General features: G+C 34.3%; 18 protein-coding genes and 1 tRNA gene. 9 read left to right on the top strand and 10 right to left on the bottom strand.

All coding sequences use genetic code 11. The features are described 5' to 3' along the window. Nucleotides 1–21: 21 nt before the first annotated feature. From VB264_RS06565 to VB264_RS06540, 6 genes are all read left to right on the top strand, one after another. Complete coding sequence (locus tag VB264_RS06565) at nucleotides 22–1,923, top strand: hypothetical protein (RefSeq protein ID WP_323247805.1); 1,902 nt, start codon at nucleotides 22–24, stop codon at nucleotides 1,921–1,923. A gap of 110 nt (nucleotides 1,924–2,033) precedes the next feature. Beyond that, complete coding sequence (locus tag VB264_RS06560) at nucleotides 2,034–2,228, top strand: type II toxin-antitoxin system VapB family antitoxin (protein WP_309912035.1); 195 nt, start codon at nucleotides 2,034–2,036, stop codon at nucleotides 2,226–2,228. Continuing rightward, nucleotides 2,213–2,635 (top strand): type II toxin-antitoxin system VapC family toxin, encoded by a 423-nt coding sequence (gene vapC, locus VB264_RS06555; protein ID WP_309994532.1) that lies wholly within the window; start codon nucleotides 2,213–2,215, stop codon nucleotides 2,633–2,635. Before VB264_RS06560 ends, vapC begins: the two co-directional genes overlap by 16 nt. Beyond that, nucleotides 2,632–3,588, top strand: a complete 957-nt coding sequence (locus VB264_RS06550; RefSeq protein WP_323247803.1) for a glycosyltransferase family 9 protein — start codon at nucleotides 2,632–2,634, stop codon at nucleotides 3,586–3,588. The genes vapC and VB264_RS06550 overlap by 4 nt, the downstream gene beginning before the upstream one ends. A 152-nt stretch (nucleotides 3,589–3,740) precedes the next feature. Next, a complete protein-coding gene (locus VB264_RS06545) occupies nucleotides 3,741–4,625 on the top strand; it encodes a carbon-nitrogen hydrolase (protein WP_323247800.1) in 885 nt (294 codons plus the stop codon). Between the two features lie 163 nt (nucleotides 4,626–4,788). Further along, the gene (locus VB264_RS06540) at nucleotides 4,789–5,766 is read left to right on the top strand and encodes an acyl-ACP desaturase (protein WP_309912031.1); all 978 of its coding nucleotides are present in this window, start codon (nucleotides 4,789–4,791) and stop codon (nucleotides 5,764–5,766) included. 317 nt (nucleotides 5,767–6,083) lie between these two features. Here the strand turns inward: VB264_RS06540 and VB264_RS06535 are convergent, their stop codons facing one another. Next, nucleotides 6,084–7,454, bottom strand: a complete 1,371-nt coding sequence (locus VB264_RS06535) for a M20/M25/M40 family metallo-hydrolase (protein WP_323247799.1) — start codon at nucleotides 7,452–7,454, stop codon at nucleotides 6,084–6,086. 38 nt (nucleotides 7,455–7,492) lie between these two features. After that, entirely contained in the window at nucleotides 7,493–8,275 is a 783-nt protein-coding gene (locus VB264_RS06530; RefSeq protein WP_323247798.1) for a polysaccharide deacetylase family protein, read from the bottom strand. A 160-nt stretch (nucleotides 8,276–8,435) separates the two neighbouring features. Here VB264_RS06530 and pgeF point away from each other — a divergent pair, with 160 nt between their 5' ends. Together pgeF and VB264_RS06520 are read left to right on the top strand one after the other, a co-directional pair. Next, complete coding sequence (pgeF, locus tag VB264_RS06525) at nucleotides 8,436–9,179, top strand: peptidoglycan editing factor PgeF (protein ID WP_323247796.1); 744 nt, start codon at nucleotides 8,436–8,438, stop codon at nucleotides 9,177–9,179. Nucleotides 9,180–9,383: 204 nt separating this feature from the next. After that, nucleotides 9,384–9,548: a hypothetical protein gene (locus VB264_RS06520; protein WP_323247794.1), complete on the top strand. Its 165-nt coding sequence runs from the start codon at nucleotides 9,384–9,386 to the stop codon at nucleotides 9,546–9,548. Nucleotides 9,549–9,814: 266 nt separating this feature from the next. On the opposite strand, the gene VB264_RS06515 is transcribed toward VB264_RS06520, so the two are convergent. Beyond that, nucleotides 9,815–12,301: an outer membrane beta-barrel protein gene (locus tag VB264_RS06515; RefSeq protein ID WP_323247792.1), complete on the bottom strand. Its 2,487-nt coding sequence runs from the start codon at nucleotides 12,299–12,301 to the stop codon at nucleotides 9,815–9,817. A 543-nt stretch (nucleotides 12,302–12,844) separates the two neighbouring features. Beyond that, nucleotides 12,845–13,609, bottom strand: a complete 765-nt coding sequence (locus VB264_RS06510) for a type III pantothenate kinase (protein WP_323247790.1) — start codon at nucleotides 13,607–13,609, stop codon at nucleotides 12,845–12,847. Nucleotides 13,610–13,877: 268 nt separating this feature from the next. Between VB264_RS06510 and VB264_RS06505 the strand changes: the two genes are divergently transcribed. Continuing rightward, nucleotides 13,878–14,252, top strand: a complete 375-nt coding sequence (locus tag VB264_RS06505; protein WP_323247789.1) for a UPF0158 family protein — start codon at nucleotides 13,878–13,880, stop codon at nucleotides 14,250–14,252. A gap of 261 nt (nucleotides 14,253–14,513) precedes the next feature. On the opposite strand, the gene nadE is transcribed toward VB264_RS06505, so the two are convergent. From nadE to VB264_RS06475, 6 genes are all read right to left on the bottom strand, one after another. After that, nucleotides 14,514–16,526, bottom strand: a complete 2,013-nt coding sequence (gene nadE / locus VB264_RS06500) for an NAD(+) synthase (RefSeq protein ID WP_323247788.1) — start codon at nucleotides 16,524–16,526, stop codon at nucleotides 14,514–14,516. Nucleotides 16,527–16,550: 24 nt separating this feature from the next. Further along, nucleotides 16,551–16,853, bottom strand: a complete 303-nt coding sequence (locus tag VB264_RS06495; RefSeq protein ID WP_309912022.1) for a hypothetical protein — start codon at nucleotides 16,851–16,853, stop codon at nucleotides 16,551–16,553. A 93-nt stretch (nucleotides 16,854–16,946) separates the two neighbouring features. Then, nucleotides 16,947–17,327 carry a type II toxin-antitoxin system VapC family toxin gene (locus tag VB264_RS06490; protein ID WP_323247786.1) on the bottom strand — a complete coding sequence of 127 codons (381 nt, stop codon included), beginning with the start codon at nucleotides 17,325–17,327 and terminating at the stop codon, nucleotides 16,947–16,949. Beyond that, entirely contained in the window at nucleotides 17,324–17,542 is a 219-nt protein-coding gene (locus VB264_RS06485) for a hypothetical protein (protein WP_323247784.1), read from the bottom strand. The genes VB264_RS06490 and VB264_RS06485 overlap by 4 nt, the downstream gene beginning before the upstream one ends. A 126-nt stretch (nucleotides 17,543–17,668) precedes the next feature. Further along, nucleotides 17,669–17,744, bottom strand: a tRNA-Thr gene (locus VB264_RS06480). A 205-nt stretch (nucleotides 17,745–17,949) separates the two neighbouring features. Continuing rightward, nucleotides 17,950–19,941, bottom strand: coding sequence for a DUF349 domain-containing protein (locus tag VB264_RS06475; RefSeq protein ID WP_323247782.1), 1,992 nt, complete (start codon nucleotides 19,939–19,941; stop codon nucleotides 17,950–17,952). Between the last annotated feature and the right edge of the window lie 21 nt (nucleotides 19,942–19,962).

Below are 19,962 nucleotides of genomic sequence, written 5' to 3'. Positions count from 1 at the left end.
GATGGACTCTCTTTTTGCCATATGAAAAGAACTATACTCTTTATCGTCCTTTTTTTTAGTTTTATTAGCGGATTCTCACAAGACAAGGTGAAGTTTACTAAAAAAAACTTTATTATTCCAAGCATTGCTCCTTCAGAATATAGTTGTTTGGATAATTTCCTTACGCAATCTACTTTTTATCAATTAGGAAATCGTTTACCTGTTTCCGAGCCAAGTTTGAAGAAAAGTTTTTTCAACATAAAAGGTTATATCAAAGAAGCTGACAATGGGCAACTTAAAATTTTTGTGACGATTCCTGTTCCTGAATATCAAAAATGCAGAATAGATACTATATTCAATAAAAAAACGCTAAAATTTTCTTATGTTCCTTATTCAAGCTTTAAGGTGATTGTTAAAGTAGAAGTGAAGTGTCAATCGCAAACTATTTATAAAGAAGAATTCAATACGAACGAAATAGTTACATCAGATCCTTTTGCAACATTAGAAGATTTAAAAAAAGGCTTAAATAAAATTGAAGTAAACAACGAATATGGTGATGAAATAGAAAAGGCAATACATATTGCTTTAGATAAGATTCAAGTAAAACTGAATGAAAAACTAGGCTATTATACCCAAGTAAGTAAAGAGACTTTTGTGTTTTTAACTTCTGTAGAACACCCAGAGTACAAGCAAATGCTTGAATTTGAAAAGGAAATAACGGCACAATTAAAAAAAGTTACCTTAGCATCGGGCATTGATGAACAAGCAATGCTACCTCATTTAGCCTATTTAGAAAGCCTTCTGGTAAAATATCCGCAATCAGATGAAAACACTAAAATAAGATTTATCGTCACTAACAATTTGAGTCAGTTGTATTTCTTACTTGAAAATCGTGAAAAAGCCTTGTTTTACGCAGACTTGTTAATTAAAAATGATATGCGGAAAGTATGGGGACGCGAGCTAGTTGTGAGAACCAATAATAGCTTTTTTGTTGATAAAAAGAAACGTACCCATACGCCTCGTTTTAGTGAATTAAAAAAGCTAGGCTTTGAAATGCAGCAAGATGAGATTAATGAAAAAGAAGAAACCAGACTTGCCTTTTTTGAAAAAATAGAAAGAGATATTGCCGATTGGGAACAAGAGAAAAATAATCGATTAGCATATTTAGAAAAGACAAAAGCTAAACGCAATAATGTCCTTGATTCGCTGGCTAGCCAAAATAATGCTAAAATATTAGAAAAAGTAATGCTAGGGTTTGGCGGAGGTCAAATCATAAAAGGAATTGAAAAAGTACATACCCTTTCAAAATTATCTTTTGAAGATAGCAACGTGCCTTTTTATGAAGAAAAATGGGAGAGTGCTTTTACCAATTATCTCTTAAAAAAGAAAAACCCAGATTTGTTTTATAAGGTTGTAAATCAAGCAGAAGGGTGGCAGCATGATGACCGAATAAGAGGTGAAAAATGGAAAAAAATAGATACTGATGATTATTGGGAGACTTTCCTTAATCTTGACCCACTCTATTTACTTACTTCATTTCGTTTAGACTTATGGGAGAATTATGAGCTATCAGATGATGTCACAATAGATGAACGGTTGTGTTATCATTTAACTTATACGGAGAAAACACTTAATTCAAAAAATCGTTCTGTTCCTAAAACAGAATATCATTTGTATATTGATAAAGAGACATTTAGGGTGATTTCTTCTGAGAAGACAGCATTTGAAGATGGCAAAAAGCTATCATTTGAACGAAAGATTTTTCAGGATTATCGAGAATTAATCAGTCTTAATAGTGGAGCTATACCACATCGTATTTTATATCAGATTGAAGATTATTACGGAGAAACTTTTTACCAAGAGCAAATCGAAAAGATTGAAATTAATTCAGGTTTTGCTAATAGAATTTTTGTCAAAGAGGTTTATTCAGGAGGATTTAAATAATAAATTGGGGTGTTAGGAAAACTAACATCCCAATTTTTTTGATTGAAATAAATGTTTTAAAGACTTTACCTTAAAAAATCGTTAATTTTGTATATTAAAAGCCGAAAATCATGAGAACGAATATTGAAATAAATGACGAAATCTTACGTGAGATTAGCCAACTTAAACCAGCTTCTTCTAAAAAAGAAATTGTCAATATTGCTTTGAAAGAGTACTTAATGTATTTGAAACGTGTTGATTTATTGACATTAATTGATAAAGGAATTGATTGGGAAGGCGATTTAGAACAATGGAGAAGTCAATGAAACACGCTATCATTTTTGATACTTCGGTTTGGATTCAATTAATACAACACAAAAAAACGTCACAAGCATTATTGCTAAGAGAATATATTGCTGATAATCACCCTTTATGGATAACGCCAACAATTTTACAAGAGATTCTGCAAGGTACAAAAAGCCAACAAGAATTTGAAAGATTAAAAGCTTCTCTGTTAAGTTTTAGATGTTTGGTGTTGAATCCCATTGATATAGCGATTGAATCCGCAAACCTTTATCGCTCTTTAAGACAAAAAGGAGTAACAATCCGTAAAGCCAATGATTGCCTAATTGCTGCTTATGCTATTCATTTTAAGGTTGAGATTTGTCATCAAGATTCAGATTTTGACTTAATTGCAGAACATTCTTCCTTGAAAATCACCCAATTTGCATGACCAAATTCCTAATTCTTCGTTTTTCTTCTATTGGTGATATTATTTTAACTACTCCAGTTATTCGCTGTTTAAAAAAACAATATCCTGATGCAGAAGTGCATTTTGTTACGAAGAAATCTTATAAAACTTTAGTTGAAACCAATATTTACATAGATAAGTATTATTTGTTGGATAATAGCCTTAATGATTTGATAAAACAACTCAAAGCAGAACGCTATGATTATGTGATAGATTTGCATAATAATTTAAGAACAAGGATTATCAAATTTAGACTTGGCGTAAAATCATTCAGTTATGATAAACTAAATTTTCAAAAATGGCTTTTGGTAAAGTTTAATAAAAATGTGATGCCGAATGTCCACATAGTTGATAGAAACCTAAAAACGGTTGAAACTTTAGGGATTAATAATGATAATGCTGGATTAGACTATTTTATTCCAGCAAAAGACGAATTGCCAGTTGAATGGCTCCCTGCAAGCTTTAGAGATTCTTATGCTGTATATGCCATTGGCGGGCAACATGAAACCAAGAAGCTGCCATTACCTAAGATGATAGAATTGTGTGAGAAGATAGATTTGCCACTTGTGTTGATTGGGGGAAAAGAAGATGTTGACCAAGCAGAAAAATTGATGCTTGCTTTTGAAAATAAAGTAGATAAACAAATCTTAAATACCTGTGGTAAATGTACTTTAAACCAATCTGCTTCGTTGATTAAAAGAGCAAGCATTGTATATACGCATGATACAGGAATGATGCACGTGGCGGCTGCACTGAAGAAAAAAGTTGTTTCAATCTGGGGAAATACAGTGCCTGAGTTTGGAATGTATCCGTATCAAACTAATTTTGTGTCGCTTGAAGTGAAAGATTTAGCGTGCAGACCCTGTTCTAAGATTGGTTATGAGAAATGCCCATTGGGACATTTTAAATGTATGAATGAATTGGAATTTCAGTAATTTTGTCTCGTAAACATTATCTTCTAGTTTTGATAATTAAGTAATAGATCAAAATTAAACTACATAATTAAAACGGGTAATTCAATGATAATGAAAGTGTAATCACTAAATCACCCATTCATTAAATCACTCAATTACTTAAGTAAGTATCAATGACAAAAAAAGTAAACATAGGACTCGTCCAAATGTCTTGTACAGAAAATGTACAGGAAAATATGCAAAAAGCAATTAAAGGCATTCGTGAGGCAGCCCAAAAAGGTGCTAATATTGTTTGTTTGCAAGAGTTATTTACCTCGTTATATTTCTGTGATGTGGAAGACCATGCTAATTTTAATTTGGCAGAACCAATTCCTGGTCCATCAACAGAAACACTTTCGGAAGTTGCCAAAGAATTGGGCGTAGTAATAATTGCCTCATTATTTGAGAAACGTGCAGCTGGTTTGTACCATAATACAACAGCAGTATTAGATGCTGATGGGGCTTATTTAGGAAAATATAGAAAAATGCATATTCCCGATGACCCGGGATATTACGAGAAATTTTATTTTACCCCTGGAGATGCTTCTTCGGAAGATTCGGGATATAAAGTTTTTCAAACAAAATTTGCAAAAATTGGTGTATTAATTTGTTGGGATCAGTGGTATCCTGAAGCTTCAAGAATTACAGCTTTAATGGGGGCAGAGGTCTTGTTTTACCCAACAGCGATTGGGTGGGATACAAATGAAACGGATGCTAATACCAATCGTGAGCAATATAATGCTTGGCAAACTATACAGCGTTCTCATGCTGTAGCAAATGGTGTTCATGTGGTGTCTGTTAATAGAGTAGGACGTGAGGCTGACCAACAATTTTGGGGAGGAAGTTTTGTAGCGAACCCTTTCGGAACGTTACTTTACTTAGGTTCACACGAGCAAGAAGAAGTGCATGTTCAAGAAGTAGATTTAGCTAAAACGGAATATTATCGCTCAACTTGGCCTTATTTACGGGATAGAAGAGTAGACAGTTATCATCCAATTACTAAAAGATTTATAGATTAATCTGAATAATACCAAATTATATAGGGTAATAATGATAATTATCATTCTAGCATTTATATATTATTCAGTATCTTTGTAAAATTCTATAGCGAAAATGGAACTATTTTTGTGATGATAAAAAACTTTTGACCGATACTCTTAGTCCACAAACCACAACAATTAAATGGAAAAGCGAAATGAAAGAATTGAAGTAATGAATCACCTTGCCGTTAATATGGACGACATTGTGAACAAGTACCTCATTCCTATAGATACCAACTGGCAACCTTCTGATTTTTTACCAGATGCTAGCAAAGAAACTTTTTTTGATGAAGTAAAAGAAATTCAGCAGGCTGCACGTGAACTACCTTATGATTATTGGGCAGTGTTGATTGGAGATATGATTACTGAAGAAGCTTTGCCTACTTACGAATCATCAATTATGGTAGTACAAGGTGTCGATATGGTTCATGAACCTCAAGGTTGGGCAAGGTGGACACGTGCTTGGACAGCAGAAGAGAACCGTCATGGAGATTTATTGAACAAGTATGTATACCTTTCTGGACGTGTAAATATGAAAGCGGTTGAAATCTCAACACAACATTTAATTGCTGATGGCTTTGATATTAAAACAGATGACGACCCATACAAGACGTTTGTTTATACTTCTTTCCAAGAGTTAGCAACTAATATTTCGCACCGTCGTACGGCTTCTTTGGCTAAAAAGCATGGTAATAATTCATTGTCAAAAATGTGTGCAATGATTGCTGCCGACGAGATGCGTCACCATAAAGCTTACAAAAGTTTTATCAGTAGTATTTTTGAAATTGATCCATCAGAAATGATGATTGCTTTTGCTGATATGATGAAACAAAAAATTGTAATGCCTGCACACTTTTTACGTGAAATGAATGGTGAAAAAAGTGGTGTATATGGTCATTTTTCTGATGCTGCTCAGCGTTTAGGGGTTTATACAGGAAAAGACTATATCGAAATCACAGAGATTTTATTGAACGATTGGAATGTATCAACAATGACTGGCTTAAATGGTACTGCTGCAAAAGCACAAGACTATTTGATGCGTTTACCAGAACGTCTGACACGTTTAACCGACCGTATTAAAGTTCCTGAATTAGAATATAAATTTAGCTGGATTAATTAATGGAATTGAGTGATTTAGTGCTTTCATTATCAGTAAATTAGTTATTTCAATAATGTACTGTTAAATCATTAATTAACGCTTGCTTCACATAAATAAAAAATGCCTCAATCTTCGGATTGAGGCATTTTTTATTTATGTGACTTTAAATTATAAATTTGTTAAATATTTGATAATCAATGTTTTATCACTAGAGAGGGACTTAAGTCCCTCTCTAGTGATAAGGCTTGAAATTTCAATTGCTTTAATCAATAATTACATTTTTTAAAGATGTGGATAATCATTAAGCTCAAAGCTCATTACTCAAAGCTAAAACCCTACTACAATTTATCCAATAAGTAAATTAAACTCGCCATCGAAGCCGCACCTAATTCTAATTCACGTTGGTTAACGGTTTCAAAAGTGTCATTTGAAGCATGATGATATTCAAAATAACGTTGAGCATCTGGTTTAAAACCTACTAATACCGTTCCTTGGGGTGCTAGTGGACCAATATCAACACCGCCACCACCACGCTCAATTTCATGTAGACCATAAGGTGCTAACAAAGTACGGTACGACTGGATTTTAGTTAATAATTCCGCAGAAGCACCTTGAACCCCAAAACCACGAGGCGTAAAACCACCATTATCTGATTCTAAAGCAAAAATGTGTTTTTCATTATTTTGTTTAGCCAACTCTGCATATTTAATTCCTCCACGAGTTCCGTTTTCCTCATTCATAAATAATACGATTCGAATAGTATGCTTTGGCTTAATGTTTAAGGTTTTAAACAAACGAGCTACTTCAATTGATTGCACAATGCCTGTACCATCGTCATGAGCACCCTGAGCTAAATCCCAAGAATCTAGGTGTCCGCCTACTACAATAATTTCTTCTGGATGTTCGCTACCTTTAATTTCAGCAACCACATTATGAGAAGGCGCATCTGGAAGGGTTTCACAAGATTGTTTGAAGTAAAACTTTGTCGCAGGATTTTCCTTTAAGGTATTACTCAATAAAGTAGCGGCTTTTGTACTTAAAGCTGCCGCTGGAATCAATGGAACACCTGTTCCATAAGCCATTGAACCTGTATGTGGATAATCGTTTTCTGTACTACTCAACGAACGAATAATTACACCAATAGCACCCAATTTTGAAGCTTCGTTAGCACCACTACGACGTTGGTCGCCTGCTTGTCCATACGCTTCAAAAGTATTAATTTTGGTAGGATCCATCGGCCGATTAAAGAAAATTATTTTGCCTGCGCATTTTTCTTTTCCTAATGCTCTTAGCTCCTGAAAGTTCTTTACTTCTATTACCTCAGCCGTGATTCCTTTTTTAGGCGTAGCGATTGACCCTCCTAAGGCTACTAAAGGTACTGCTGTTTTTTGTTTACCGTTTAAAATATAACCTTCTTCTTTTGCCCCACGTACCCAGTGTGGTACCATTACATCTTGCAAGAAAACACGGTCGTAACCGCCTGTTTCTAATAATGCTTTTCCCCATTGTACGGCTTTTTTAGCTCCTTCAGAGCCACTTAGTCGTGGACCAACATTAGCGGTTAAATCACGAAGCCATTCGTAAGATTTCCCACGAGCAAGAGATTCATCAAAGAATTTGCGGATGACAGTTGAATCATTATCTTGGGCAAATGTGGATAATGATAATGATAAAAGAATAGTAGTGATGAAGGTAGTTTGTTTTTTCATTGAAAATTTTTGTGTTAATGTAGCGTATGAGTGTTAATTCATAAACCTGAATGAAGTTCGTTCATTGTAAAATATTGAAGTTTCAATTTAGCACTTTCTGCTAAGATTTGCTCTAAAAAATGTATATCAAAACCATATTCTTCTGGTTTATGAGTGATTATACGCAAAGGGCGATGCCCAAAAAGCATCATTACACTGTTTTCCTGCTGAGCTCTTGCTAATCCTTTTTTAATATCTTCTATCGTCGTATTATTACCCACATCAATCAACAAGGCATTTACCTTTGGGCTATCGTTGTATTGATGATATATTTCATCCATGTTTTCAACGGCTCGTTTATAAGTAAAACCTGCTATTTTTCTTTCTTTTATCGCTACGTCTCTCAAAAGTTTAAAGTGTTTTAATAGCTCTTTATCGATATACCAAATTTGAGAGCCTCCTGGATGAGCAAAAGTTGTGGGATTAAATCCTTGTCGCTTCATCGTCCTAAGCGCTTGAAAAACTTCTTTTTCCATGTATTCATCCGTAGAATGTTCCCAAACATACCTTATCGAGCCTACGTGCATGGCGCCATGACAACCAATTTCATGCCCATCGGCTTGTAATTGACGTAGCATAATGATTTCTTCTTCGGAAAGACTATCGGGTTGTGTAACGTAAAATGTTACTTTTGCGTTGTATTTTTTGAAAAGTGGTCTTAATTGATACCATTCTTTAATAAATCGGTCATCAAAGGAAAGTGCTATGCCAGCAGGCTGGGAAGCTTTTTTTTCTTGACAACTTATTAATAACACAAAGGATAGTATATAAATTAGTTTCATTTTTGAGTTTAGGATTGATTATAGGACTGTTAGACTTTAGGATTTTAAGACAATAGGATTTTGGAGTTATAGTCCTCTAGTCTAAAGTTTTCAATTTTTTCAGTCCTCAAGTCCTCCAGTCTAAAAATCCTCAAGTCCAAAAAATAAAAATCCATAAAAAATGTTTACCCAACCTCAGATATTTGAACAATTTACAGCACTGGTAGCGGCTGAAAGTACTCGTAAAAATGGTTTTAGCGAGGCTCCATACAATTCCTTAAACTTAGGGTTATATTCTGGTGATTCGCTCGAAAATGTGCATAAAAATAGAGATAAATTCTATGCAGCTTTGGGTTTTTCTGCTGAAAAGGTAGCTTTTTCTTATCAAATTCATGAAGATAAAGTATTAACAGTAACGAAGGTAGGTTCTTATGATGGTTTTGATGCCCTAATTACCAATCAAGCCGATGTATATGTAGCGGTTACTATTGCAGACTGTACACCTATTTTAATCTATGATGCTAAGCAAAAAGTAGTAGCCGCCATTCATGCAGGTTGGCGAGGAACGGTTTTAGGAATTGTTGGTAAAACAATTACACAAATGACCACAGCATTTGGCACCAATCCGAAAGATTGTTTCGCCTACGTAGGCACTTGTATTGATGAATGTTCTTTTGAAGTAGGCGAGGAGGTTGCCCAAAATTTTGATAGCCAATTCAAAAGATTTGATACAGAAAAGGCAAAGTATTTTGTTGATTTAAAGAAAGCCAATCAGGCACAATTACTAGCATTAGGTGTGCCAATTAACCACATTGAAATATCAAAATTCTCTACTGTATTAGACAATGAAAACTATTTTTCACATAGAAAAGAAAAAGGGAAAACAGGAAGAATGTTAGCTATAATAGGTATCAAAAATGGTTGATTTCTAGGAATAATTAAATATAATTGAAGTATTTAAAGAATATGTATTGGAATAATTATATTTTTTGCAATTGTTAAAGCTATTATTCGTAACTTTGTGTCAGTCAAGTAATTAACTCGAATTTAACGATTATCACTTTTTAAGTGATCCTCAGTTTAGAGTATCAATAATCATTAATCGCGTTTCATTAAACAACACAAATTTATGAAATATTATCCCTTATTGGCCGAGATGATTCTGGAAGAATCAAATAGCCCCAAGACAAATTTGAAAGCGTCAGAAACTAAAAGTAATGATGCAGACAAAGGCTGGTTAGAGCGTTTTTTCGATTTCTTAACGCCATCTAACATTTACGTTGCCACAAAGTAGCAATTTATATATTGAAGCTGTTTAAACTTTCCGTTTCGGATTAAACTAAGTCTTTTAGCATAGCTTGTTCCAAAATTTTCTCAACGTAGCGATGCTATGCTTCGCAAATTTTGAAAAAATCAATTCAAAAATACAATACTTTCACCTCAGAAACGGAAAGTTTAAACAGCTTCATTACAAAGAAAGGATGCCAGTTACGGCATCCTTTCTTAATTTTCAATAGTCAATAGATTTCGAGTTATTTTTCACTGTAATGAAAAATCATTTTAGTTACCACTGTTTTTTACACGTCCCTTTTCATCTTCTAATCCAGTTCTACGTTGACGAGCAGCAGCGACTTTACTATTTCCGAAACGGTAAGAGAAATTCAAACGAATTACTCTGCTTTCCCATTTATTTGTTACTTGTACATCAATGTCGTTAAAGATGAATGACCCTCTGAATTGATTCGACCAGAACACATCGTTAACATTCAATTTCAAAGTAGCTTTGTCGTTCATGAATTTTTTCTGAATACCGAATGACATAGCTCCCATTGGACGACCAGCTAATTGTCCTTCAACAAATGGAGACATATACCAACCGCTTAACTCTAAAGAGTATTTTTTAGGTAATGTAAATTGGTGCGTCATATTAGCTTGATAAGTAGTAGCACGAGCATCCAAAGGTTGAAGGATAGTCGATGACGTACCATCTGAGTTAATAGTCGTTTTAGGAATATCACCTACGTAATGATTATTATACAAATTAAAATATGTATTACTAAACCACCATTTTGTAATTGGCACAGGCACTGAGAACGAAATACCCATGTTTTCTACATAACCAATATTGATTTTAGTTACGTTTGTTGTTTTCAAGGCATTGTTTTGTTCCAAAATTTCAGTCATTATACCATTGGTTCTACTGAAGTTTAAAGTTGTTGTAATGGCATCTTTATAGGTATGCGATACTTCAAAGGCATTCGTATATTGTGGTTGCAATAATTCATTACCTCTCTGGAAAGTATAAGGATCAAGAAAGAATAAGAATGGGTTTAAGTCTTCGTAGCTAGGGCGGTCTATTCTACGACTGAACGAGTAACCTAATTGATGATCTTTTGCTAATTTCTGACGGAAAAATACACTTGGGAAAAGGTTGGTATAATGTCTGTTTAATAATTCTTTTCCTAATAAAGTACCTTGTCCGTTTGTATTCTCAACTCTCAAACCTAATTGCATACTTACCTTTTTGAACTCTTTTGAGTAATTGATATATCCAGCATTGATGTTTTCTTTGTAAACAAAATCACGAGTACGCGTTGGGTCAAGTACAGGCGTATTTAAATCGCCCACTAGGAACACAAAACTCATATTATTTCCAGAATGAACATAGCTTGATTTTAATCCCGTTTCAAACTTTGATGTTTTGTTGATAGGATACGTTAAATCTACTTTAGCAGAATAAATATTAATCTTAGAATCAGTCAAACCATCTTCATTTCTAGTTTGGCGTAAAATATTCTGAGTATCATATTTTGAAGTACGATACTTCATAGAATTGTCGGCATCATAACGTGCATAATCTAAATCGGCAGTTATTTCTCTGCCTGTAGAATCAATCACGTGCTTGAAGTTAATATTGGTTGAATAATTACCCCAATTGTTGTTGATTGCTCCTAATGTTCTTGACGTAGTATCTAACTGAGCAGCTGCATTCTTGATTAGAGTCTCGTTGTTTAAGTCTTCTTTCCAAGTTCCATTCATTCCATTGAACAAAAATCCGATGGTGTTCTTTTTGTCAAGGAAATAGTCAGCACCCATTTTGTAAGAGAAAGAATAGTTTCTTCTATCATTATTGCCCACTTGGTCGAAACCAGAAATCACTTTTCCATTTTCAAAAAACTTACGGTTGATAGTTTGATCTTGGAAGCTTTTTCTATCATTAGCAGAGAAGTTACCAAACACATTCACTTTACCACTTCTATAGTTTAAGTTTAGCCCAGCACTTTCTTTTGGTAAAGATTTATAAGGGCCATACCCTAAACCAATATTCGCCGAACCATTCAACCCTGTATTCTGATTCTTTTTTAAACGGATATTAATTACCCCTGCATTACCTGCGGCATCATATTTGGCAGGAGGGTTGGTCATGATTTCAATCTTATCTAACTGAGTTGCTTGCATGTTACGAAGCATATTAGCTAGGTCACTAGCAGACATATACGTTGGCTTGCCATCTAACATTACCATCACATTTTGTTTTCCTTTCAACGAAATGTTTCCGTCTTTATCCACCGTAACACCTGGCGATTTCTCTAAAACTTCAATAGCAGTATTGCCAGCCGATACAATTGAATTTTCAACGTTGACGACTGTTTTGTCTATTTGTTGTTCGATAAATGGTTTTTTAGCCGTTACCTGTACTTCACCTAGTTGCTTAGAATCTTCAGATAATACTATTTTTGATAGTTTGATATTAGAAGTCTCAGCCGAAAGAATGAATTTAGGCGTATAATATTTTTTATAGCCCAATTGCGATATATTAATGATATAAGTACCATAATTTACTTTTTCGAACTCAAAAGTACCGTTTACATCGCCCAAAGCCCCTTTTACAAGAGATGAGTCTTTAGCGTTCAACAATGTAATAGTAGCAAATTCTACAATTTTGCTTTTATCGTCAGTGATTTGTCCAGAGATTTTCCCCTGAGCTTGTACCTTAATAGTAGATAAACTAAATAAGATAAGGAATGTGTAAAAAATTGTTTTCATGATGAATGAATTTTAGGTTTTTAGATTTATCGGCTAAACTTTTGCTTAAACTGAAATTATCTTGGATGATTATTGAAACAAAATTAATTTTATACCTACTACCTTGTTATGCAAACTACTTAATCGGCTTCCCTAAAGGATAAATGGTTGAAACAATATCATAACTAAAAAAAAGGGAACGATAAAAGGAGTAATTTGTAACTAAGATGCAGGGTGAAAGAAAAAGGTTGCAGGTAAATTTGAAAAAATAAAAAAGATTTTCATAAATAAAAAACATGAGTCATCCCGAATTTCAAAATCATAAAAAAGCGGTTGAAAAACTAATTTCGACCGCTTTTTTACGATTGATGGGCAGCGAATTCCTACTGTTTGAGCGGAGCGAGTTTAGGAATTCTTGATTTTCTTTTGTTACTTTTCTTTCATCAAGGAAAGAAAAGTAAGGACTAGACGATAATTAAGTAGAAAACCTCACAAATTGTCTCCAAAACGCATAATTTTAGGAAAAATTCGGGATGACTCATGTTTAAGAAAATAAATTTTAATCTATTTTACAATCTCTGAAATGATTTTTAGACCATTCAGCGTAAGTAGTTTATCTACTTCATCAAATTCGTCTCGTAGCGGTGTTAGAATGGACGAAAGCCCTCCAGTGGCTAAAACTAAACAATCTTGACCAACTTCTTTTTTGATTTGCATAATCATTTCACGAACCATCCCTACGTATCCCCACAGGATACCAGCTTGAATGGCATGAACAGTATTTTTGCCAATGGCGGATTCTGGCATGACTAATGGTACTTCGGGTAACTGAGCTGTATTGGAAAATAGTGATTTTACCGCTGTTTTTAACCCAGGAGCAATAGACACGCCTAATATCTTCCCAGTCTCAGAGACTACCGTAAAAGTAAGTGCTGTGCCGAAATCTACAATCAGACAGGCTTTTTTATAAGTATAGTAAGCATAAGTAGCATTACAAACTAAGTCTGTACCAATTTCATAAGGACTCAAAATCTCCATCTTCAATTGGTCATACATTTCTGGACCAATAATAATAGGGTCGATACCTATCATTTCTTGTACCATTTCTTTTAGCGTACTTTTTAAATCAGGTACCACACAACTAATAATCGAGTAATTGATTTCACTTATTTTTAAACCATTTTCTAAGAAAAATAAGCGAAGCTTTGCTTCAAAATCAGAAGAACGACGAGACGAATCCGAAGGAATCCTAAATTGATGAATCCATGCGTGTTGATTGTGAATTCCGAAAACTATGTCGGTATTACCAATGTCTATGGCTAGTAGCATATTTTAATAATTAAACACGACGTGGTTTATCGCGAAAACAATGGTTGGGCTTTTAGATTGATACCAAGTAAACAAAGTTACAATCAGAATTAATAAGTTGCATTAAAATTTTAAAAACATAGTTTTCTTGAATGATTTATCTTGGAGGCTTGGGATAAACTATATATTTTTAGCTGACAAATAAGATTAAAACCAATTAAAATCATGACTTTAACAGAAGAACAATTAAAAGAAATTGCCGAACAGTTGGATATGAGCTTTAAATGTTTTGTCCATATTCAAACCAACGAACTGGTTTTTTTTACCCGACTTCGACAATAATCCCGATTTTGAAACTGAGTTTTGGGAAGATGATATTAATAAGATTAAAGAGCATATTGATGAATACATCGTCATTGAAAAACCTCATTCAAGTGAGTACTTTCAAATTATGGAAGAATTTACTGAAAGATTGCCAGATAGGTCAAGGCTAAAATATAGGCTTATCGATGCTCTAGAAGGGAAGAAACCATTTAGGGTATTTAAGAACGCAATTGATAATGCTGGTGACTACCGACAAGAATGGTTTACCTTTAAGAGCTTGAAATTAAAAGAGTTGGTTAAAAATAAAATTGATTTGCTGATGGATATTGATGAGGATTAAAATCAGATTTTATGACATTGACTATCCAAAATACGTTGGAATAATGTTATGTAGTCAATGTCATAAATATCAGCATTTGTTTTTAGTTTAACTACTGAAGCTGTTTAAACTTTCCCTTTCGGGTTAAACTAAGTCTTTTAGAATAGTTTGTTCCAAAATTTACTCAACGTAGCGATGCTATGCTTCCCAAATTTTGAAAAAATCAATTCAAAAATACAATACTTTCACCTCAGAAACGGAAAGTTTAAACAGCTTCTACTCCTAAAAACCAATTTTTCCTCGTCTTTTCCCTTTTCCAGCATTATTAGCATATTCTAGCATTTCAGCGATTTCTCTTTCAAAACCTCCTGATAAAATCGGAAATCTTAACCAACTTCTAGGGTCTAGGTTACGGTCGTCCACATGAAAACTTGGTGCATAACGCTCGCGTTTCCATTGGTTTCTGGCAAATAGTTTAAAAAACCTCTCGATAGCAGTAATTAATTGCTCACGGGTATAAATATCCTCAAATGCTACTTCCATGATTTTAAAGCAATCAGTCGGAGATTTCTTATCACGAATAGCAGAAGTTTCAATGGCATTTAATAAATCGTAAGGCATCAAATCCTCTTCATCTATTTGCTTGGCTTCAAGTGGACGTAATTCAGCCGTTGGTTGCAAATTATTCATCGCATTCAAGCCCTTAATGTTGAGTGTTCCTCCTAAACCTGTGTTTTCTAACCAACGTAGCCAGTGACGCAACCAATGCTTATCGATACCTGCAATGGGCGATATTGACCCAGAAGTATCGCCATCCATAGTGGCATAGCCAACAGATGCTTCTGAGCGATTGGAGGTTGATAACAACAACGCATTATTGATATTTGCTAATAACCAAGCACTTGGGCTACGCACCCTCGCTTGAATATTTTGGAGAGCAATATCATCCGTTTGCCAAGACAAATCTCTTCCAATAGCCCCTTGAATTAATCCTTTATAGGTTTCTACCAAACCATTAATATCAATATCATAAAAAGTAGTATTCAAATCTTTAGCCAATGAAGTAGCCGAATGGCGCGTATCTGAAGAACTATTCTGTGTGCCTTGATATACGTTAGTAATCAAAGCAGCCGATAATTCAGCGACAGAACTACACGATTGAATAGCTTTAATATATCCTAATTTTTGTTTAAAACCCTCCAAGCCTAATTCCTGTACGGATAACTCAATCGCTAAATAACAAAGGGCCGTGATGGCAGAGGAGTCTGCACCGCCAGAAAGCGAAATTACCCAGCCATTTGAACGAGATTTGCGGAGGTAATCGAACAATGCCAAAGCGATAGCTCTTGCAAATTCTTCCTCTTTTTGAAAACCATTGGCTTCCCAGTGTTCCATTGCATAATGGTTTTTGAAAGGAGGGATGTCTGGATAATCAAAAAGCACTTGAATAGCATTTGAAGCCTTGAAATGGAATAAATTCTGGCTTTGTTCTAACCGAATTTTATCTAAATCAATTACTGCGGTAGTCAAATAATAATCTTTGTACGAAAACCTTGTACCAGATACCAACATTTCACCAGCTTGGGCAATCATGGCATCGCCATCGAAAATGGCTCTACCAGACTCATTACCTAATAAATTGGCATAAATATAAGCAACACCAAAAGCACGAGAGCCATCTTGAACGAGGCGTTCGCGGGTTTGGGTCTTAAAGAAAGCAAAGTGCGAAGCTGTGGGATTGAGAATGATATCACAGCCCTTTAAATAATGTTCTCTTCCCGGGCGATTGGCAATCCAAGCATCTTCACAAATTTCAAAGCCGATTTTTACACCACCTACTTCAAACAGTAAATCGCCTACAGGATAAGTAAACTCTCCAATTCTTAATTCTGTTTTTTCACCAGCTGGCCAATGCTGAAACCAACGGGTTTCATAATGAATACCATTATTGGCAAGCGTCTTTTTGCAAGCGAAACCTCTGATTTGCTTATTGACGATTAAACAAGCTGCATTATAAATATGATTATTAATACGAATAGGCAACCCTACACATACGGCTATACTAGAAGTATGCAAAACGATGTCTTCTAATATCTCTAAAGCAGTATCACAAGTGCTTTGTGCAAAAAACATATCTTCGCAACCGTAGCCCGTAATACAAAGCTCAGGTAAACACAAAAGACTAATTTCTTGTTTTTTTGCCTCTTCGATACAAGCAATGATATTGTTTTTATTACTTTCCCATGCCAAAGGAGTTTGATTAACCACTCCAGCAGATACTTTAATTAGATTCATATGTTGTATGTTGAATAGCTAAGACTAATTCTTTTTGTCGAAATTGACTCTTTCCCCAGGAAGGGTATATTTAAATTTAGTCTTGCCAGATTTCTTATCTTTTTTACCATTGAACTTCTTGCTTCCTTTAACAGGATTCCACGGCCAATGTTTTTTGGTCGTTGTCCAAGAGAATGCAGCACGGGGACGAAAAGTTCCCCCTTCGTGTTTATGTTCAGTAGCTACGCGACAAGTCTTTTCAGGACATCGCCTTGCCCAAATGCATCCCGACAGTGTAAAGCATGAAAGTAAGAAAAGAAATAAATAAAATTGAGGATTATATTTCATCAGCATTGAGTTTGCAGAACAAAAATACACCATTTTAAAACATATCGAAAAAAAGGAGGGAAGATTTGGAGGAGACGAAGGATAATTAAATATTTACATCCTGACAATTCTTAAACGATTTACTTTATTGAAATGATTAATATTTAATGTAGCTAATTCAAAATCATTAAAGCGAGCTGTAGCAGCTATTATCATATCAGCTAGGCCAATTTCATTATTTTTTACCTTTAATTCTTTTTTAATAGAGATTGTTTCATCAATAATTGCTTCATCCAATGATATAACAGTTAGTTTCTGTAGTAAAAACTCCCAAAATAAATCTTGTTGCTGGTTACTACCAATCAATAGTTCATACTTGGTTATTACTGATATGGCTAAACTTTCGTTTTCAGAAAAAAGCTTAAATAGTAGTGTTTTACTTTTATGCTGTTTTCTGAAATAATCAATTAAAATAGATGTATCAATTAAAATCATTTTTCTCCAATCTTATTAATTTCGTCACGATTTTTTAAATATGTCTGATACTCTTCTTCTGTCCATGTAGGACCTTCTAATAATTTTTTTTGAAAATCAGTTAATTCTTTTTTAGAAGGCTTCTCTTCTTTAAAAGAAATTAACTCTAAATCGGCTAAATTTTTCAATAATTTATATGCCTTGGGGTTCAATATTTCAACAGAGTATGTCTGCATAGCTTTATTGTTTTACCAAATTTAATTAAAAAATTAGAAAGTAATTCAGGGCTCAATCGGGATTTTTGGGGGAATACAATTGCAAAAAACCCTTCATACGCCATGCATGAAGGGTTTTTGTAATTTTGGAGCCTTCTATCGGGATCGAACCAATGACCTACTGATTACAAGTCAGTTGCTCTACCAGCTGAGCTAAGAAGGCTTTTCTCAACGATTAGCGAGATGTTCTTCGTTTATCGTGATGCAAAATTAGTAGGTTTTGTAATACTCTCCAAACGTTTTAAGAATAAATTTTTAACATTTTGTTAAACTTTTTTGCAAGTTTCTGAATGTCAAAAGATTAAGCTTGAAAATTTTTTTCAAAAAAAACAGGGCTAACGTTGAAATTAGCCCTGTTTTAGTAATTTTTACTTTTCTGCTTCTCTGATTATCTTAATTTGATGTTTCAAATCTGATAATTCTTTTGAAGCTTTTTGAATTTTTGCTTCAACATCTTGACGAAGCTTATCTGCATTTTTAGATTTTGCAAAAAACTCTAAGTTATTTCTGTAAACAGCTATATCATTTTCTATCGTCTGCATTTTACGACGGATATCGTTTTCTTTACGAATTAAATCTTTTGGCGACTCTCCATGAGATTTCACCATTTCAACTTCATTCTGTAAACTTAGTTGCTCACGCTCTCTACCAGAAAGTTTTGCCATTGCACTTACATACTTGTTGATGGCATTGATATAACGTTTTCCGATATTCTGCATCTCCTTTTTAGGAACAAACCCAATTGATGCCCACTGTGATTTGAATTCAGCTAACCTAGCTGTATCAGCTCCTTCTACGGCTTCTTTCTCTATTTGTTCACAAAGTGCAGTTTTCTTCACCAAATTTGCTTCAAACTCTTTTTCTATGCTTTGGTTTTTCGCTCTTTTAGCATTAAAGAAGGCATCGCAAACAGTTTTGAATTTTGTATAGATAATGTCTTTGTCTTTTTCAGGAACATGACCAATCTCACGGAATTCTTTTTGCAAACGAATAACAGTGTTAGCAGCTTCTTGAGATTCATCTTCATTAGTCAACAATGCCTCTACTTCTTCAATAATAGCATTCTTAGCTTTTAAATTTTCTTCTCTTTTGATTTCTAACAAACGGAAAAATTCTGTTTTGTTACGGAAGAACGTTTTAATATCTGACCAAAATTTATCACTTAATTCTTTGCCTTTTTCTTTAGGCATAAAACCTTTGATATTATTCCATTGGTCTTGTAAAGCTAAAAGTGCCTTTGTGCGGTCGTTCCATTCTGTAATAGAGGCTGAATTGAAGCTTGCAAAAGGTTGAATCAATTCTGCGATAGATGATTTCAAACCAAATACTTGTTCTGCTTCTGCTTTTGATGTTTCCAATTGTTCACGGCGTTTGCCATAAATAATATCTAAAGCATCTTTTACTCTTTGCCAGATAAGTTCGTTTTCTTCTTTCGGAGCAGGCCCTATGTGCTTGTATTCTTCAAAAGTTGCTACGGCTTCATCTAACATTTTGCCAGTAACATTTTCAGTTTTAGACGTTTCCGCAATTTTCTCAATCTTACTACACAACTCTATTTTGTGCTGTAAATTACGCTTACGGTCTAATTCTAATAATTCAAAATATATACTGCGGTTGCTGTAAAATCTATCAACTAGTGCATGGAATGTTTGCCAAAGCGTATTATTATGTGGTGAGTTTACATTTCCAGCACTTTTCCATTCTTCCTGAATTTTCTTGAATTCATTAAAACCAGACTTGATATGTGCAGGATCGTTGCTGTCTTCCCCTTCAACAAGCGTTCTAAGTCTATTTATTAATACTGTTTTCTGACTAAAATTTTTGTCTTTTTCCTTCTCAATGTTAGCAAAATACTTAGAACGTTCCTCTTTGATGGCTTTGAAAAGCTTATCGAATTGTTCACTCAGTGTATCAGGCTTAAATTCGAAACCATCTTCAGAACCATCATTGCTTTCTTTGAACTTTGCTAATGCTTCGTTTTTTTCAGCACTTTTTATTTGTTCAAACAATGGACGAATCTCTTTCAAAGTATCTTCAGATTTCCTAAAAATGCCAATAGACGGATTTTCTTTTACATCATCAAGTACTTTTTCTAAAGTAGATACAAAGTCTGATTTTTGAAAATTAGAATAATCAATCAATTGGTTTTCAATTGTTTCTGGTTCTTCACTAGTTTCAAGTATCGTTGATACAAGAATAGGCTCAGGTAGTACTTCAGAGATTGTTTCAATTGGTTCAGAGGTTTCTGCAACCTCAATAATAGAGACGTCTTCCGCTTTTGGGTCTGTTGCGGATTCTGTTACTTCGATAGCTTGTGCTTCGATTTCTTCTTTAATTTCTTTTGCTTCTTCGTTAATCATGCGTTCTTTTGACAGCTCACT

The organism is Arcicella aquatica (assembly GCF_034928825.1).
GTDB classification, from domain to species: Bacteria; Bacteroidota; Bacteroidia; order Cytophagales; family Spirosomataceae; genus Arcicella; species Arcicella aquatica.
Note: the sequence above shows the minus strand (reverse complement) of the source record. Positions and strands in the feature narration are given on the sequence as shown.